Origin of the sequence: Terrihabitans soli (genome assembly GCF_014191545.1) — a bacterium.
GTDB lineage: Bacteria > Pseudomonadota > Alphaproteobacteria > Rhizobiales > Methylopilaceae > Flaviflagellibacter > Flaviflagellibacter soli.
The window spans coordinates 2,857,127-2,872,548 of the sequence record NZ_AP023361.1; the positions used below are offsets into that span (position 1 = coordinate 2,857,127).

Below are 15,422 nucleotides of genomic sequence, written 5' to 3' on the forward strand. Positions count from 1 at the left end.
CGGGCGGATAGGCTCATTTATGAATGAAAACATTACGGTTGACAATCCTGTCGATGATATCAGACAGTGCCAGTAAGGGGCTGCGCCCTGCATCCCTTAAGGCGATGATCGCTGGCGGCCGGTATATTCGGCGCCCGCAGGACGTATCCTCCTTGCCGTCTCGCTGAGGACGTACGTACGAACCGCCGAAATCCGGAAACGCTATGACCGACAAACTTGCCGCTGTCCTCCCCCCGCTCACCAATCTGATCGGCGGACGCTGGACCGATGGTGGAAGCCTCATTCCCGTCCACGACAAGTTCACCGGCGCCGTCATCGCCGAGATCGCGCAAGCGAGCGAAGCCGATGTCAAAGAGGCGGTGACGCGGGCGCAGGCGGCGTTCGATGCGGGCGTCATCCCGCCTATCGAGCGGGCACGTATCCTGCGGGCGGTAGCTGCCGAGATTGAAAAGAACCGCGCGCGCCTGCGCGACATCATGGTCGCCGAAACCGGTTTTACCCTCACCGATTCCGACGGCGATATCAGCCGCACGATCGTCACGCTGGATATCTGCGCCGAGGAAGCGACGCGCATCACCGGTCACACCGTCCCCTTCGGCGCGACAGCCGGCCAGCACAATCGGCTGGGCTTCACCGTGCGCAGCCCGCTCGGTGTCGTCTGCGCGATCACGCCGTTCAACTCGCCGCTCAATACGGTCGCGCACAAGATCGGCCCGGCGCTCGCCGCCGGGAACTCCGTCGTGCTGAAGCCGTCGAACCTGACACCGCTGAGCGCTGCGGCCTTGTGCGATCTTTTCGTCAAGGCGGGCCTGCCGGCCGGATACCTTAATCTCGTCAACGGCTCGGGCTCGAAGATCGGGAACTATCTCGTCCAGGATCAGCGCATTGCCTTCTACACCTTCACCGGCAGCACCACGGTGGGGCGCATTATCCAGCAGGGCGCGGGCCTGCGCCGCACGCAGATGGAACTCGGTTCGATCGCCTCGACGATCGTCTGCGACGACGCGGATCTCGAGCTTGCCATCCCGAAGATCGCCAATGCCTCGTTCCGCAAGGCCGGCCAGGTCTGCACATCGACGCAGCGCCTCTATCTGCAGCGGGGAATATTCGATGAGGCGCTCAAGCGTCTGACGGACGCTGCGAGTGCCATGCCCGCAGGCGATCCGCGCCGCCCGGAAACGCGCGTCGGGCCGATGATTTCGCAGGCAGAAGCCGAGCGCGCTGAAAGCTGGATTGCGGAAGCCAAGAAAAATCAGGCGCGAGTCGTTCTCGGCGGCACACGGACCGGGCCTGTGCTCTCGCCCACCATCCTCACCCATGTTGCGGACGGCATGCGCGTCGTCGACGAAGAAATCTTTGCGCCCTGCGTCGTGATCCTGCCGTTCGACGAACTCGACGCCGCCGTCAAGCATTCCAACAACACGCCGTTCGGCCTTTCCGCCGGCATCTTTACGAGCGATGTCAAAGCGGCGGTCAATGCGGCACGCAACATGCGCTTTGGCGCCGTGCACATCAACGAAGCCTCGAGCGCGCGGGCCGACGGCATGCCGTTCGGTGGCGTGAAGGATTCGGGCTTCGGCCGCGAAGGCCCCAAATATGCGGTCGAGGAAATGACCGAAGAGCGGCTGATTACGTTTAACTGACCGGCCTTATCCGCGCGACCGGTGCGAAACATGGTACGGGCCCGCGTTTCTGCGCGGGCCCGTATCACCGAGCAACTTGGGGGAGCTGGGGAGGATATTACCCGGTGATCCTTGAACGAAGACCGTGATCCCGCTTAGCGCTCCCGCTCGACGGCCCTCAGATGATCAGACACCAGATCGAAGCTGATCCGCGACGCCTGCTCGCTTGAAAGACCGCCCGTCAGGCTTTCCTTCCAAACATTCAGAAGCTGCGTGATCATCAACGCGGCGCGGTCGGAATGACCGAGCCCGGTGAAGCCATCGCCCTCCGGAACGAGCCGGAGATGGCGGGCGGCTGCGAGCGGCTCTCCCATCACGCGACCCTCACGCGCGAGATGAACGCATCGACCTGATCGCGAAGCGATGTGGCCTGGACCGAGAGGTCGCCGGCAGCCGTCACGATCTGGCCGGAGACCTGCTCGGTCTGCGCAGCCGCCTGGTTGACACCCGCGATATTGGACGTCACTTCCTGCGTGCCCTGAGCCGCCTGCGTGACATTGCGGGAGATTTCCGCCGTCGCAGCGCCCTGTTCATCGACCGCAGCGGCAATTGCCGCCGAGATCGAGTTGATCTGATCGATCGTCGCCGTGATCGAACCGATGGCCGTCACGACTTCGTTTGTCGCCGACTGGACCGCATGAACCTGCGAGGAGATTTCTTCCGTCGCTTTGGATGTCTGCGATGCCAGCTCCTTAACCTCGACCGCGACAACCGCAAATCCCCTACCCGCTTCGCCGGCGCGCGCCGCCTCGATCGTGGCGTTGAGCGCAAGCAGGTTCGTCTGAGCTGCGATATCGGAGATAAGGTTGACGACCTCGCTGATACGCTGCGCATTTGCGGCCAGAGTCTGCACAAGGTTTGCGACGCTTGCGGCCTGGCCGCTGGCACCGGCCGCAACCTGCGCCGCCGTCGTCACCTGCTCACCGATTTCGCGGATCGACGCCGAAAGCTCTTCGGCAGATCCAGCAACCGTCTGCACATTGGCGGTCGCCTGTTCGGACGCGGCGGCAACAATTGTTGACTGTCGGCTGGTTTCATCGGCGGCGGCGCTCATCTGCGACGCATTTTGCTGCAGCTGTTCCGCGGCCGAGGAGACGGCACGCACCACACCCATGACTTCGGACTCGAAGTTATTCGCCAGCTGGTTCATGGCTGCACGGGCATCTTCCTCACTCTTCCGCTTCTGCTCTTCGGCGTCGCGTTCGAGCCGCTCCTTCTCGAGGCCATTCTGTTTGAAGATGACGGCGGCCCGCGCCACATCGCCGACCTCATCCTTGCGGTTCGTGCCCGCAACTTCAAAGCCGAAATTGCCCGATGCCAGGCGCTGCAGAACCTCGACCATTACTCTGATCGGCTTCGAAATGCCGAAGTGACCGAGGAGGAAGCCGACGATCACGCTGAGCGCGATGCCGACGACCGTAACGGTCAGCATGAGCGTCGAGGTTGCGTGATACTCGTTCGTCGCGTCCTCGGACTGCTTGTCTACGTCCTTGTCCATCTCGCTGCTCATGGTGCGCAGCGCAGCACGCAATTCATCCGCCTTTTCGCGGCTCTGCATCGCGCCATCGCGCAGGCGCTCCATTTCTTCCGTCATCTCGACTTTGGTGCCCGAGGCCAGTTTGACGGTACGCTCAAGGTAGCTCTCATACTCACCCATGAGCTTGTCGACATTCGCGACCTGGGCCTTGCGCTGATCCGAGATGACCTTCGAGCGCAGCCGGTCGAGCCGCTCGCGGAAAAGCTTTTTTTCTTCGGCAATTGCCGGCATGACCTCGGCAAGATTTTCGGGGCGCGGGTCGCCCGCGATGCGGAACTCCGCGCGGCCGAGCGCCATCGCGTTGACCGAGAGCTGCTGCGAGAGGAGCGCGTTGCCCGCGATACGTTCCATCTCTCCCGTTGCATGGTTCAACGAGGAGAGCGACGTCGTTCCAAGGTAAGACAGCAGCGCCGACATCGATGCCATCAGCGCGATGACGGCGAGTATCTTGTAGATGATCTTTATTCTTCCCAGCAGTTCCATAGCCCCAACCTCCATGGCCCGTCCGACGGCCCTATCGGCGGCCGAGTAAAGCGGCGGCCGGAACGCAATTTCGCGTCGCCCGACAGCTCTCGCTTCTCGCCTCGCACGCGAAGGCTGGAGATCTCGTGGTTAACGGGTTCTTGCCGCGCGGCCGCGTGAATGTTTTTCGCTGGTGGCGGTGAAACCGGAACTCGAACGTGCATCCATTCGAACCAAACGGTTCGCGCTGCACATCGTCAAAGGATCAAAAGCACTCATTCGGCGGCGCGCCAAATGACACTAATTTGCGTCGCTCTTTTTATCTGTATGGGCAGATTTCGAATCAGCGAGCTTGATCGCGGTCGATCCGTCGGGAAGAGGGAGAAATTCGACGCCCGCCTTCTCCAGCGCCTTCTGCACCAGACTGGCCGTGAGATCGCGATGCGTGCGATCGCCTTCCATTTCCATCCGTCTTATTGTCGACAGGGATACACCTGCTTTGTGAGCGAGCGCTTTGGCCGGCCAATCGAGCAGGCCGCGCGCCGCGCGCATCAGCGCGCCGCTCAAGACGGGGACAGATTCCGGACCGTCGATAGCGCCGTTCGGCACAAACCGCGTTTGATCCGGGAAAAACGTAAAATCGCAGCGCTGGATATCGACGCAGACAAGCGACACCTCAAGCGTCGTATCGGGATGCCGGAAAACAATCGGCGCCGCGCGAAACGCGTACAAAACCCACTGATCGCCTCTGTCGCGGATCAGAATCGTCTGGGCAAAGCTTTTCCCGGTCCGCACCGCACCGACCCAAGCGGCGCGCAGCGCAGACTGATGCCGTTCATGGACACGTTCGAGCCATCCCCATTGGCTGGCCTGCTGAGGCTTCATCCCGGTGATCGAACACCAGCTGGTGCAAAGCGACACGGCGCCGTCGGGCTCAACCGTCCAGGTGATGGGCGATATCGAGCGTGATAAATCAACAAGCTGCTTTTGTGATTGAACGGCCGCCGAACGCTCGTGATGCAACTCCGATATATCGAAAACTGCACCTACAACCTTTGTAGGCACCCAATTCTCAAAAATTATATGTATATGGCTGCGCAGCCGGCGAATGGTGCCGCCCGGCGTGATGATGCGCATTTCAAGCGCACAGGCATCCTGGTCTTCGAGATGGGCCCATTGCTGCTCGACCCGAGGACGGTCTTCCGGATGCAATATGCTGAGCACACGCGATGCGTCGGCGCGTTCGTCCGGATCGAGGCCGAGCAAGCTCGACAGGCCTTCGGAGCAATAGGTTTCACACGTTACGAGATCGTATGACCACGTACCGAAGCCGCATTGCTGTTCGACGAGAGCGAACTCTTCCGCGCTCAATCCAACCTGGGACGCCCGCTCCATCCCCGAATATCGCCTCGAGCCAACCGCCGCGAACGAGCCGGCGAGCTTTTGTATTTCTGGATTAAATACAATGTGAAGAGATGGGAACGGCTCATCCAACTAAGTGATGAGGAAGCTGTGATAAAAAACCTGCTCCGCGCACAGATTCGGAAGCTCTGCTAAAGCGACAACAGGATCGCTGTAGGTGCTGACAATTTCGAGTACCACGGGAGACGATTTGTCCGGCCTTCGTCGACCCGCGCCGATTGAGATCAGCTAAGAAGGCTCTGCGGCAGGACGAAGGGCGTTCCGGCCGCAGGCGCCCGGCCGACACGCAGCGGCAGTCCGAACACTTCTTCGAGCAGAGCGTCGGTGATCGTCTCGGCAGGGGCGCCTTCCGCGGCGACCGCGCCACGATGCATTACAATCAGATGGTCGGCATAGGACGCCGCGAGATTGAGATCGTGAAGAATAGCGAGAACACCGCCGCCGTCGCGGGCAAATTGGCGCGCGATGTTGAGCGTTTCGATCTGATGGCGGATATCGAGGCTCGATGTCGGCTCATCGAGGAAGAGATATTGCGGGCGTCCGCCGATCACCGGGGCACCGATCTGGCACATCACCCGCGCAAGATGGACACGCTGCTGTTCGCCGCCGGAAAGCTCCTGATAGTGGCGGGCGCCGAAACCTCGGAGATCGACCTGTTCGAGCGCCGCAAGAGGGATGGTGCGCCGCTCATGCGGCTTGAGCCCGCCGCGATTTTGCAGGCCGAGCCGCACGACTTCAAACACCGTGAACGGAAACGCCAGCGCGGAGGATTGCGGCAGCACCGCGCGGCGCTCGGCGATGATACGCGCCGACAGCGACGACAGTGCACGATCCTCAAAGCGGACATGACCGCTGTTCGGCTTCAGCTCGCCGGTCATGACCTTTAGAACTGTGGATTTGCCGGCGCCGTTCGGGCCCGCGATCACCGTCAGGCGGCCGGGCGCAACGCGCGCGGAGACCGATTTCAGAATCTCGCGGGAGCCGAAGCGCACCGATATGTTGTCGATCTCAAACATGATCAGAGATCCACAATTCCGCGATTGCGCAAAAGCAGCCACAGAAAGAACGGCGCACCGAGAAACGCCGTCACGATCCCGATCGGCAGTTCCGCCGGTGCGACGATGATCCGCGCGATCATATCGGCGACCAGAAGAAGGATCGCGCCGAGCAGCGCGCAAGCCGGCAGAAGGGCGCGATGATCGGGACCGATGGCGAGCCGCAGGAGATGCGGCACAACGATGCCGACAAAGCCGATGACGCCCGAGACCGCAACGGCCGCGCCCGTGGCCGCCGCGACCAGGAAGATGGCAAGCTTTTTCAGAAGCTGAGCGTTGACGCCAAGATGATAGGCTTCGGCTTCACCGAGCACGATCGCGTTCAGACCGCGCCCCAGCACGGGCGCTGCGATCAGCACCAGCGCCATGATCGGCCCGCTCGCGGCGAGCTTGGACCAGGACGCGCCGGAGAGCGCGCCGAGCGACCAGAAGGTGATCTCGCGCAATTGCTGCTCGCTGGCGACATAGACGAGGAGCCCGGTGCCCGCCGCGGCGAATGCGGCGAGCGCGATGCCGGCCAGCAGCATGGTCGCAACGGAGGTGCGCCCGCGCCGCGTCGCGATCGAGTAGAGAAGGATGGTGGAGATGAGGCCGCCGAGAAACGCTGCCAGCGGCAGCGCGAAAATTCCGGTCGCCACGAGAACCGGGGCGAGAATGCCGGGACCGAACACGATCACCGACACAGCGCCGAGCGCCGCTCCCGACGAGACGCCGACAAGGCCGGGATCGGCGAGAGGATTGCGGAACAGGCCCTGCAGCACCGCCCCGGCGACGGCAAGCGATGCGCCGATCAGCATTCCGAGCAGGATACGCGGCAGACGGATCTGCCAGATGATGAGCGCCTCTCCGGCCGGAACGCCCTGGCCCTGAGGTCCCGCCCAGAGCGCGGCAACGACATTGCGCAAAGGCAAGCCCGCGGCGCCGACGCTCAAGGAGATGAGACCGACAAGAACGAGCGCGATCGCAAGAAGAACGATCGCGAAAACGGCCGTCTTCGAGCGGTCGCCTTCAACCGCAGCCGGTGCCATGGCGGAGCTCAACGAGGTCACTGGGCGTTAGCGAGCTTGAGATCCGGATAAAGCTTTGCCGCAAGATCGCGCGCCGCGGCAGGCGTGCGCGGTCCGAAGCCGAGCAGGAAAAGACCGTCCATCTTGATGAAGGTGCCGGTCTTGGCGGCCGGTGTTTCCACAAAGGCCGGTTGTTTCAGAATGTCCGTGCCCTCCTGCGGCGCCCCGGAACGCGTGATCATAAGGATCGCGTCCGGCTGCAGCGCGGCCGCTGCTTCCGGCGAGATCGTCTTGTAGCCTTTGACGTCGCCGAAGACGTTTTCGGCGCCCGCGAGCCGGATGATGGCATCGGCCGCCGTATTGGTTCCGGCCGCCATCGGGCGGCCGTCGGTCAGCGACAGGATAAACAGCACGCGCTTTTTGGCCGTGACCTTTGCGAGATCGTTCTTCAACGCGGCAAGATCTTCGGCAACGGTGGAGGCGATCTTGTCGCCCTCTGCGTTTTTACCGACGGCATTGGTGATGGCACGGATTTTTTCCGGAAGCTCGGACAGTTCAAAACCCGCCGGAACATGCACGACCGGAACGCCCGCCTCATCGAGCAGCGCCACCGCCTCACGCGGACCCGCATCCCTCTCCATGATGATCAGATCGGGCGACAGGCCGAGCACGCCTTCCGGCGACAGCGCGCGCAGATAACCGACATTCGGCTTCGTCTTGATCGCTTCCGGAGGATAAAGGCTTGTCGTGTCGATACCGACGATCTTGTCCTTTAGGCCGACGGCATACAGCACTTCCGTCACCGACCCGCCGATCGAAACGATGCGCTGCGGCTCCGCGAGCGCGGCGCTCGAACCTGCGAACGCAAGCGCTGAAAGTATGAGTAGGCAAGAAAAGCGGGACACGGGCGAAACTCTCCTATCGGGTTCGGAAATTACTTGTTCAAAATGAGCTTTCCGCCGCGCGTAACGCGAAGACGATACATCGCCCCCTGATGAACAATTCCAATCTCTGTTTCGGACTGCAGCAGCTCTTCGCTGCTTACGACGCGCATCGGCGCACCAGAAACAAGTTGAGTTGAACCTTCGGACGAGCCACTACGCTCATCTTTGAATTCTTCTACTGTACTATTCTTCTTCATTAGAATTAGAACACTTATTAAACTGCGAGACACTCGCAATTTCATTTGACGTGCATTGTCATTTTTCTGTACGAGCGTCAACTGAAGACCGCGCGAATGCGTATGCGCTCTTCTGAGTAGGCGTCAGCAAGCCAGGTACCGGATCGAGACCCGACCCAGCCAGCACAGCCTGTTTCCTTGGGGATCAGGAATTGGGGGATCGGGTATGTACAGGTTTAGTCTTACTTCAGGCGTCGCTCTGGCGGCGCTGATCGCGTTGCACGCCGCACCGGCGTCCGCACAACAGCAGAGCACTCAGGGCCAGAACGTCGAACTCGACACGATCAATGTCGAAGGCAATGCGAAGGCGAAGGGCGCAAGGCAAGGCGATGCACAGCCGACGGTCGCGACACAGGCCGAAACCGTACTGACGGATCGCTCCGACCGGGCCAAGCTCGACAGCAGGAATGTCAACGGCCCGACGGACATCAACCGGCTGACGCCCGGCGTTTCCTATAGCGAGACGACGCGCAGCTTCAACGTTCGAGGTCTCGACCGCATGCGGGTTTCGACGACGATCGACGGCATTCCGCTTCCCTATATGGACGACGGCGCGCGCGGCGACGGCTCGCCGGGCGCCATCGGCGGCGCTTCAAGCGTCGATTTCGACACGCTTTCGGCGGTCGATGTCGTCAAGGGTTCCGATTCCAGCGTCTTCGGCGGCGGCATGCTGGGCGGCGGCGTTCGTTTCCGCACGCTCGAACCCGAAGACATTCTCGAAGACGGCAAGAATTTCGGCGGCATCACCAAATTCGCCTTCGACAGCCGCGACGAGAGCATTCGCGGCGAGCAGGCGTTGGCGGGCCGCGTCGGCAACACCTTCGTGCTGGTCCAGGGCGGCTATCGCGATGGCGAAGAGACCGAGAACCAGGGTAATTTCCTTGGCGGTGCCACAAGCGGCTATGTCGGCCCGAACGGCGGCACCAGCCGGACCAAGAAGAACCCATCCGAGTACGATCAGGAAAACCTGCTCGTGAAGTTGCGCCACTATACCGGCACCGGCCACATGATCGGGATCACCGGCGAGCGCTTCGACCGCGAAGAGAACATCACACCGCTGACGCAGAGCATATCGAGCTACGATTCCAATACGCTCAACACTGTGGAAAGCAACACGCGCGAGCGCGTCTCGCTCGACTACGGCTATGATGGCGGCGGCTGGCTCGATCAGGCGGAAGCGAAATTGTTCTGGCAGAAGCAGGATCTCGGCGACAACTTCACCGCCGTGCGCCGCACGACGCCGGCCGGCCCGTATCGCCGTGACAACACGCGCGAAACCGAAATCTTCGGCTTCAACGGCGCTGCGCTGAAGAACATCGACACCGACTTCGCGCTGCACAGCGTGAGCTTCGGCGCTCAGATCTACGGCAGCAAATCGCACCAGTACTCGTATGGCGAAGACAGCTGCCCGGCAGTTCCGCCGACGCCGTTCCACAACTGCAACTTCCTGCATTCCAACCAGTCGGACATGCCCGATACCGATGGCCTGATCGCCACGGCTTTCGTTCAGGACCAGATGGCGTTCATGAACGATACGGTGCGCGTGACGCCCGGCGTCAGCTTCAATTACTACAGCTACGAGCCGGAACTCACCGACGCGTATGCGGAATCGCCGGCGTTCTCGGCGAACGGACTGCCGGACGATTCAAGCGATGTCGGCCTCTCTCCGAAACTCCGCGTCGAAGCCGATGCGTTTCAGGACGTGACGTTATTCGCACAATACGCAAGAGGTTTCCGCGCGCCGACGGTGAACGAGCTCTATCTCACCTATGGCGGCGAGAACACCTATCTGCGCATCGGTAATGACGAACTCGAGACCGAGACCAGCCATGGGTTCGATGTCGGCATGCTCGTCGGCGACGACATCGAAGGCGGTTCGGCCAAGGTCTTCTACAATCGCTACAAGAACTTCATCGACGACCGGGCTTATGGCACGCCTGGCCCCGGGGGCACCGTCACATACACGCCTGCGGAAACCGCTTACCTCAACTCGCTCGGGTACAATCCTTCGGACTTTCCGCTCGGCGTCACCGAGTACTTCAACCGCGCCAATGTCGAGATTTACGGCGCGGAATTCGAAGCACACCGCAAATGGGAGAACGGTTTGTTCGCTCGCGGCCAGCTCGGCGCCTATGTCGGAACCGATATCGATACGGATATCGGCCTGAACTCCATCCCGGCGGCGAAGGCCATTCTGGGCGCCGGCTATGAGCAGGAAACCTGGGGCGCGGAGCTCATTCTCACCGTAGCCATGTCCCGCGGCTTCACACCGACTGTGCCGGGCGGAACGATCCCGAAAGCCGGCTCCGATCTTGAGACCCTGGCATCTGAGACCAACAGCTACCAGCTCATCGATTTCACCGTGTGGTGGTCGCCCGCTCAGCTCGAGGGCCTGACGGTCCGCGCGGGCGCATTCAACCTCACGGATGAAACCTATTTCGAAGACGCGCTCGATCTCGCGACGACGACGAGGAAAGACTACTTCACTCAGCCGGGCCGCAATTACCGCGTGAGTGCGACCTACAAATTCTGATAATCAACCAGCAAGGAGCGGCCGGAGACATCCGGCCGCACCCAGCCAGTCAAGAAGGATGCGCAATGTTTATCGCTATGAACCGTTTCAAGGTCGCCAAGCAGTCGACCTACGATTTCGAACAGATCTGGCTTAACCGCGAGAGCAATCTCCACGAGCTCGATGGTTTCATCGAGTTTCATATGCTGCGCGGCCCGGAACATGAGGATCATGTTCTCTACGCCTCACACACCGTGTGGCGCTCGAAAGCCGATTTCGAAGCCTGGACCAAGTCCGATCAGTTCCGCGCCTCGCATGCGCGCGCCAATACGAGCGAGCGCAAGCCGACCTATCTCGGCCATCCGCAGTTCGAGGGTTTCGAGGTGTTCCAGCACATCGCGAACACCCAGCCGATTGCCGCGGAGTAAGGTGATGAACATCGCTGTCGACACCGCAAAAATCCGCGCCGCGCTGGCTGAGAAGCCGAACGGCATTCTCGAATTTATCGCGCGCGAACAGAACGTGCCGCTGCGCGCGGTTCTGGCCGAACTGCCCGCCGGAGAAGCCAGCGCTTTTTCGGGCGATCGTTTCGACGAGATCTGGGGCGAGCTTTCGACCTGGGGTGATGTGCTGTTTCTCGTCCACACCAAGGACGTCGTCGCCGAAATCACCGGCAGCCTGCCGGCGGGCACGCATGGCCATGGCTATTTCAACATCCATGGCGACAGCCCGATCGGCGGTCACATCAAGGCCGAGAACTGCGCCGAGATTATCGTGCTCGATCGCGCGCCGCCCGGCGGGCGCCGCTCCTGCTCGGTTCAGTTCTTCAACAAGGACGGCGATGCGATGTTCAAGATCTTTGTCGGCCGTGACAAAGAGCGGAACCTCAAGCCCGAGCAGCTCGCAAAATTCGAAGCGCTGAAGACCAAGGGCCAATAAAGCGGTCTTAAGACCCGCAAAGCTCTTCTTCGGAGCCGCCCTTTCGGGCGGCTCTTTTCTTTTCAGGCCTCGGCCTTCTTCACCGGCCAGCCGGCTTCTTCTTCGACATCGTGGATCGGATCGGCAAGGAAGAGATCGGCCATGTCGTCGAACACCGACACGGCGGGAGCCTCTACCGCCGCCATCAGCCGCGCGGCGAGCTCGGGGGAGAGTTCGATCCCCGGACCTTCCGCCTGCATCAGAAGCTTGTTGGCGACGAGATCCTCGACAAAACCGCCAAGCGCAGAACCCCACGGCGCTTTTGCGCACGCCGCCGAAATCGAATCCGTGTCGGCGCCCTGCGACAGAGCTTCCCAGAGGGAATTTCCCGAATCCGAAAAGCTGAAATATTTGCCGCAGCTGAGATCCAGGACGATCGACTCGCCGTCAAAAGCCTCGGCGATAATGTCCCGGCTTGCCCGCTGATACCGCATTCCAAGTCACTCCATTGCGGGCTTTTACTAGCCCAAGCCGGAGCGCATTCAAATTCGCGTCATCTGTTGGGATGAACGCATTTCACAAGAGTGTCAAAAAGGGCACTCAAGGCGAGAAGGCAATAATCCGTGCGACTTAGCTGGGCTCGCGCCGCGGGCTGACGGTCGCCTTGCACACCGCAAAGGCGAGTGACCGATAGCGGTTTGCATCTTTCGCGTCCTTCCACTCATGGGCAAAACGCGACGGCCGCGCCTCAAGAACAAGACGCGTTTCTCCCTCGGCGAGATCGACAGGGCCGGTGAAACTGATCTCGCGCAGACCGCCGGTCTTGTTGCGCTTCTTGTAGCGCAGCACCGCCAGATGCCGCGTATCCGTCGACAGCTCGATATCGACCCGGCGGCGCGCCGGCGGCAGATGAATCTGCAGAACGAATTCGGCAACTGACGGACCCTTCGCGGCGACCTCGATCGTCGAGATATCGCTCAGCGTCGCCTCAGCCGCCCCGACCCGTTTGCCGACGCGCGCCGGCCACACGATCTCGCGCGATCCGAAGCGCTTTCTTTTCGACCTGCGGATGCGGACCTGTTTGGCCGCGCCGCGCGCGAGAAATCCGATAAGCCCCAGATCGCTTTTCGGCTTGCACTCGAGCAGCAGAAGACGCTCAGAGAACGGCCTGCCGCCCGCCCGCTTGAGAATGTCTTCAAGCCTCTCCGCCGGCACGGCATAGCCGATTTCCTGCACGAGATAGCTGAACGTCGAGGCCGCAGGAACAAGCAGCCCCCGCCGGTCGAGCGCCTCGATGAGTGCGTCCCAATCGAGATCAGGCCGTGCGAGCGTGCGCGCAATATCGACAAGCCAATCGCTATGCGTATGGGCATCGAGAGAGCCGTGACCGATGGCAAGAGCGATCCGGTCCGCCGCGGAGGGAATAAAGACCGGGATGCCTTCAAACTCGGCGGTAAGCGCGCGCGCCCAGAGGCCCTCCTCACTGTCCTCACCGCCCGCCTGCACCCGATTAAAGGCGACCTGGTGAATATCGATATCACCGAACTGGCCCTTGAAGAAATTCATGGCGCGAAGCGCCGTGGCGCGTGCCCGCAATCTCAACGACCCCGCGCCCGTCGCCGCGCTCCATCCGGCGTCGAGCAGCACACCGAACGCCTCGGACATATGCTTGCGCTGCACCAGAATATCGATGTCGTGCGACATGCGGCTGCGCCGCAGCGCCCGGTCCGCCGCGATATGGCTCGCGCCCTTGAGCAGCATGAACGGAACTTTCGCATCGGCCAGCGCCGCCAGCGCCTCGGTGGAATCGCGCATCGCGATCTGCGATTTGGTCCATAGCATTCTTTGGAGGCCGATCAGGCGCGGCAGCGCCGGGCTGGCGGACAGTCTTTTGCCAAAGCGTTCGGACAGCGCAGCGAGCAGGCGATGTTCGCGAAATCCCATGGCATCGATGTCATGCGTCGCAAGCCATGACACGCCGGCGCGCGAAGCCACCTCATCATCGGGCGAGAGAACAGCCTTGAGCAGCAGGTCGAGCCCGCCCGAGGGCCAGGCCCAGCCATAGTCCGGAAAACGGCGCGTGACGGAAGTGCTCATTGGCCCTGCGCCTTGCGGCGCTGCATGGCCAACCAGGCAACATGCAGATAACCGCGATCCTTATTGTCGTCCCGCCCATACGACATGCTGCCCGGATGGACGCGCCGGAGCAGCATCACCTCGTCGAGCATATCGAAGCGTAACCCGATTTCCTTGGCGCGTCCGATCCAGTCGATCATATCGCCGCGCGAGCCCGGCGGATCGATGACCGGACCGACTTTGCGGGCCGCAGCGCTGTGAATGACGATCGTGCTGCGCGACCAGCCGGGTGTCAGTTTGTTGCTTCCGGCTTCGACGCCGTCCGTGCGGAATGTCCGCATGTGGCAGAAGACGCCATGACAGTCCGGATTCGCTGCGAGATGACGAAGCTGGGTTTCCATTTTTTCCGGCGTGAAGAGATCGTCGGCATCGACCATGGCCAGAACTGCGCAGGACACTTCATCCATGCCGCGATTGGTGGCGGCGCCGCAGCCCGCATTCTCCTGCCGGACAACACGCACAAGCGGGCTCGCGGCGGACGCAATCTCGCCCGTGCCGTCGCTCGATCCATCGTCCACGACAATGATCTCTTTTGGAGGCACCGTCTGCGCAACAACGGACTGGATCGTTTCGGCAATCGTCGAAGCGCCGTTGAAGACCGGAATAATGACTGAATAATCAGGCCACATAGATCAAGTCCGCCGTCTCAACTGTTCTGCTGCTTGTGCCGCTTGGCGCGCTTGGCGACCATCTGATGCATGAGCGCGATGCGGCGTTTATTGGCGGCAAGGTTCAGCGGCTTGCTATGCCATGGCGTTTGGGCCCTCAGAGCCAGATAGTCCTCAAACAGAGGATGCTTACAGCTCGTCGAAAGCGGCTTTTCGGGAATGAAATGGATGACATGGGCGGCGTCGAACGCCCCGCGTGGCAAAGGCTCGTGCGAAAAGAAATTCCAGGTCCGGTCGAGCTTTTTGATCCGCCCGTCCAGAATGAAATTGATCGCATCCTGATCCGGCCAGTAATCGTCGCGGCCTTCGGCAAATTTTATGCAGCGATTGCCGATATCGAGATCCCGCCAAGTATCGAGATCGAACAGCAGAACGCCGGCATTGAAATAGATGCCGTCTTCCGGTCGGCCAAGGCGTGTATTGGCAAGCTTCTGGACGGTTGCCGGCGCCGCATCTTCGACTGCGGCCGCAAGGTTCGAGCCGAGATCCGTATCGAACAGGGGCCGCAGAGAGCGGTTTATGAGGATGTCGCTGTCGAGATAAAGCACGCGGCCGCTGTCCGTCAGGAGATCGGGCAGCATCAGCCTTATGTAAGTCGCGGTGCTGTAAAAGCTGAAATTCAGATCGGCGATCTGCCGCCGCGCTACGCCGAGATCGATATAGCGGATGGCGATGGGCGCCGCACAGAGCCGCAGCGCCTCGACCGTCTCGGGGTTGAGTTGATCGCCGACGACAACGAGATCCGCATCGGCAATATCGCCGTTCACGGCGAGCGAGCGCAGAAAGACTCCGGCCATTTCGGCGTAGTTTTCGTCGGTGGCACAGGCGATGATCATGGCACTT

Annotated in this window: 15 protein-coding genes; 4 read left to right on the forward strand and 11 right to left on the reverse strand. The window is 61.4% G+C overall.

What is annotated here, in order from left to right:
* The first annotated feature begins 203 nt into the window (after positions 1-203).
* A complete protein-coding gene (locus IZ6_RS14730) occupies positions 204-1,643 on the forward strand; it encodes an aldehyde dehydrogenase family protein (RefSeq protein ID WP_222875789.1) in 1,440 nt (479 codons plus the stop codon).
* A gap of 134 nt (positions 1,644-1,777) precedes the next feature.
* Here the strand turns inward: IZ6_RS14730 and IZ6_RS14735 are convergent, their stop codons facing one another.
* From IZ6_RS14735 to hemP, 7 genes are all read right to left on the reverse strand, one after another.
* Positions 1,778-1,996 carry a hypothetical protein gene (locus IZ6_RS14735; protein WP_222875790.1) on the reverse strand — a complete coding sequence of 73 codons (219 nt, stop codon included), beginning with the start codon at positions 1,994-1,996 and terminating at the stop codon, positions 1,778-1,780.
* Positions 1,996-3,702: a methyl-accepting chemotaxis protein gene (locus tag IZ6_RS14740; protein ID WP_222875791.1), complete on the reverse strand. Its 1,707-nt coding sequence runs from the start codon at positions 3,700-3,702 to the stop codon at positions 1,996-1,998. The genes IZ6_RS14735 and IZ6_RS14740 overlap by 1 nt, the downstream gene beginning before the upstream one ends.
* Positions 3,703-3,981: 279 nt before the next feature.
* On the reverse strand, positions 3,982-5,052 hold the full coding sequence (locus tag IZ6_RS14745; RefSeq protein ID WP_222875792.1) for a PAS domain-containing protein: 1,071 nt from the start codon (positions 5,050-5,052) through the stop codon (positions 3,982-3,984).
* Between the two features lie 275 nt (positions 5,053-5,327).
* The gene (locus tag IZ6_RS14750) at positions 5,328-6,119 is read right to left on the reverse strand and encodes a heme ABC transporter ATP-binding protein (RefSeq protein ID WP_222875793.1); all 792 of its coding nucleotides are present in this window, start codon (positions 6,117-6,119) and stop codon (positions 5,328-5,330) included.
* Between the two features lie 2 nt (positions 6,120-6,121).
* A complete protein-coding gene (locus tag IZ6_RS14755) occupies positions 6,122-7,186 on the reverse strand; it encodes a FecCD family ABC transporter permease (RefSeq protein ID WP_222875794.1) in 1,065 nt (354 codons plus the stop codon).
* A gap of 17 nt (positions 7,187-7,203) precedes the next feature.
* Entirely contained in the window at positions 7,204-8,070 is an 867-nt protein-coding gene (locus IZ6_RS14760; RefSeq protein WP_222875795.1) for a heme/hemin ABC transporter substrate-binding protein, read from the reverse strand.
* A 29-nt stretch (positions 8,071-8,099) separates the two neighbouring features.
* Positions 8,100-8,306, reverse strand: coding sequence for a hemin uptake protein HemP (hemP, locus tag IZ6_RS14765; RefSeq protein ID WP_222875796.1), 207 nt, complete (start codon positions 8,304-8,306; stop codon positions 8,100-8,102).
* Between the two features lie 205 nt (positions 8,307-8,511).
* On the opposite strand from hemP, the gene IZ6_RS14770 reads away from it, so the two are divergent.
* The 3 genes from IZ6_RS14770 to hutX all read left to right on the forward strand — a co-directional run bounded on the left by IZ6_RS14770 (position 8,512) and on the right by hutX (position 11,796).
* Positions 8,512-10,878 (forward strand): TonB-dependent hemoglobin/transferrin/lactoferrin family receptor, encoded by a 2,367-nt coding sequence (locus IZ6_RS14770; RefSeq protein WP_222875797.1) that lies wholly within the window; start codon positions 8,512-8,514, stop codon positions 10,876-10,878.
* Positions 10,879-10,943: 65 nt separating this feature from the next.
* On the forward strand, positions 10,944-11,285 hold the full coding sequence (hmuQ, locus tag IZ6_RS14775; RefSeq protein WP_222875798.1) for a heme-degrading protein HmuQ: 342 nt from the start codon (positions 10,944-10,946) through the stop codon (positions 11,283-11,285).
* A gap of 4 nt (positions 11,286-11,289) precedes the next feature.
* The gene (gene hutX / locus IZ6_RS14780) at positions 11,290-11,796 is read left to right on the forward strand and encodes a heme utilization cystosolic carrier protein HutX (protein WP_222875799.1); all 507 of its coding nucleotides are present in this window, start codon (positions 11,290-11,292) and stop codon (positions 11,794-11,796) included.
* A 62-nt stretch (positions 11,797-11,858) separates the two neighbouring features.
* Here hutX and IZ6_RS14785 read toward each other — a convergent pair whose 3' ends face one another.
* From IZ6_RS14785 to IZ6_RS14800, 4 genes are all read right to left on the reverse strand, one after another.
* Entirely contained in the window at positions 11,859-12,269 is a 411-nt protein-coding gene (locus IZ6_RS14785; RefSeq protein WP_222875800.1) for a PqqD family protein, read from the reverse strand.
* Positions 12,270-12,405: 136 nt separating this feature from the next.
* The gene (locus IZ6_RS14790) at positions 12,406-13,872 is read right to left on the reverse strand and encodes a nucleotidyltransferase family protein (protein WP_222875801.1); all 1,467 of its coding nucleotides are present in this window, start codon (positions 13,870-13,872) and stop codon (positions 12,406-12,408) included.
* Positions 13,869-14,540 carry a glycosyltransferase family 2 protein gene (locus IZ6_RS14795; protein WP_222875802.1) on the reverse strand — a complete coding sequence of 224 codons (672 nt, stop codon included), beginning with the start codon at positions 14,538-14,540 and terminating at the stop codon, positions 13,869-13,871. Before IZ6_RS14795 ends, IZ6_RS14790 begins: the two co-directional genes overlap by 4 nt.
* Before the next feature lie 17 nt (positions 14,541-14,557).
* Positions 14,558-15,415, reverse strand: a complete 858-nt coding sequence (locus IZ6_RS14800) for a glycosyltransferase family 8 protein (RefSeq protein WP_222875803.1) — start codon at positions 15,413-15,415, stop codon at positions 14,558-14,560.
* Positions 15,416-15,422 lie beyond the last annotated feature (7 nt).

Coding starts and splice junctions, on each gene's coding strand:
- IZ6_RS14770 (WP_222875797.1), top strand. CDS start 8,512: ATGTACAGGTTTAGTCTTACTTCAGGCGTCGCTCTGGCGGCGCTGATC.
- IZ6_RS14735 (WP_222875790.1), bottom strand. CDS start 1,996: ATGGGAGAGCCGCTCGCAGCCGCCCGCCATCTCCGGCTCGTTCCGGAG.
- IZ6_RS14750 (WP_222875793.1), bottom strand. CDS start 6,119: ATGTTTGAGATCGACAACATATCGGTGCGCTTCGGCTCCCGCGAGATT.
- IZ6_RS14755 (WP_222875794.1), bottom strand. CDS start 7,186: ATGGCACCGGCTGCGGTTGAAGGCGACCGCTCGAAGACGGCCGTTTTC.
- IZ6_RS14730 (WP_222875789.1), top strand. CDS start 204: ATGACCGACAAACTTGCCGCTGTCCTCCCCCCGCTCACCAATCTGATC.
- IZ6_RS14800 (WP_222875803.1), bottom strand. CDS start 15,415: ATGATCATCGCCTGTGCCACCGACGAAAACTACGCCGAAATGGCCGGA.
- hutX (WP_222875799.1), top strand. CDS start 11,290: ATGAACATCGCTGTCGACACCGCAAAAATCCGCGCCGCGCTGGCTGAG.
- hemP (WP_222875796.1), bottom strand. CDS start 8,306: ATGAAGAAGAATAGTACAGTAGAAGAATTCAAAGATGAGCGTAGTGGC.
- IZ6_RS14790 (WP_222875801.1), bottom strand. CDS start 13,872: ATGAGCACTTCCGTCACGCGCCGTTTTCCGGACTATGGCTGGGCCTGG.
- hmuQ (WP_222875798.1), top strand. CDS start 10,944: ATGTTTATCGCTATGAACCGTTTCAAGGTCGCCAAGCAGTCGACCTAC.
- IZ6_RS14795 (WP_222875802.1), bottom strand. CDS start 14,540: ATGTGGCCTGATTATTCAGTCATTATTCCGGTCTTCAACGGCGCTTCG.
- IZ6_RS14785 (WP_222875800.1), bottom strand. CDS start 12,269: ATGCGGTATCAGCGGGCAAGCCGGGACATTATCGCCGAGGCTTTTGAC.
- IZ6_RS14740 (WP_222875791.1), bottom strand. CDS start 3,702: ATGGAACTGCTGGGAAGAATAAAGATCATCTACAAGATACTCGCCGTC.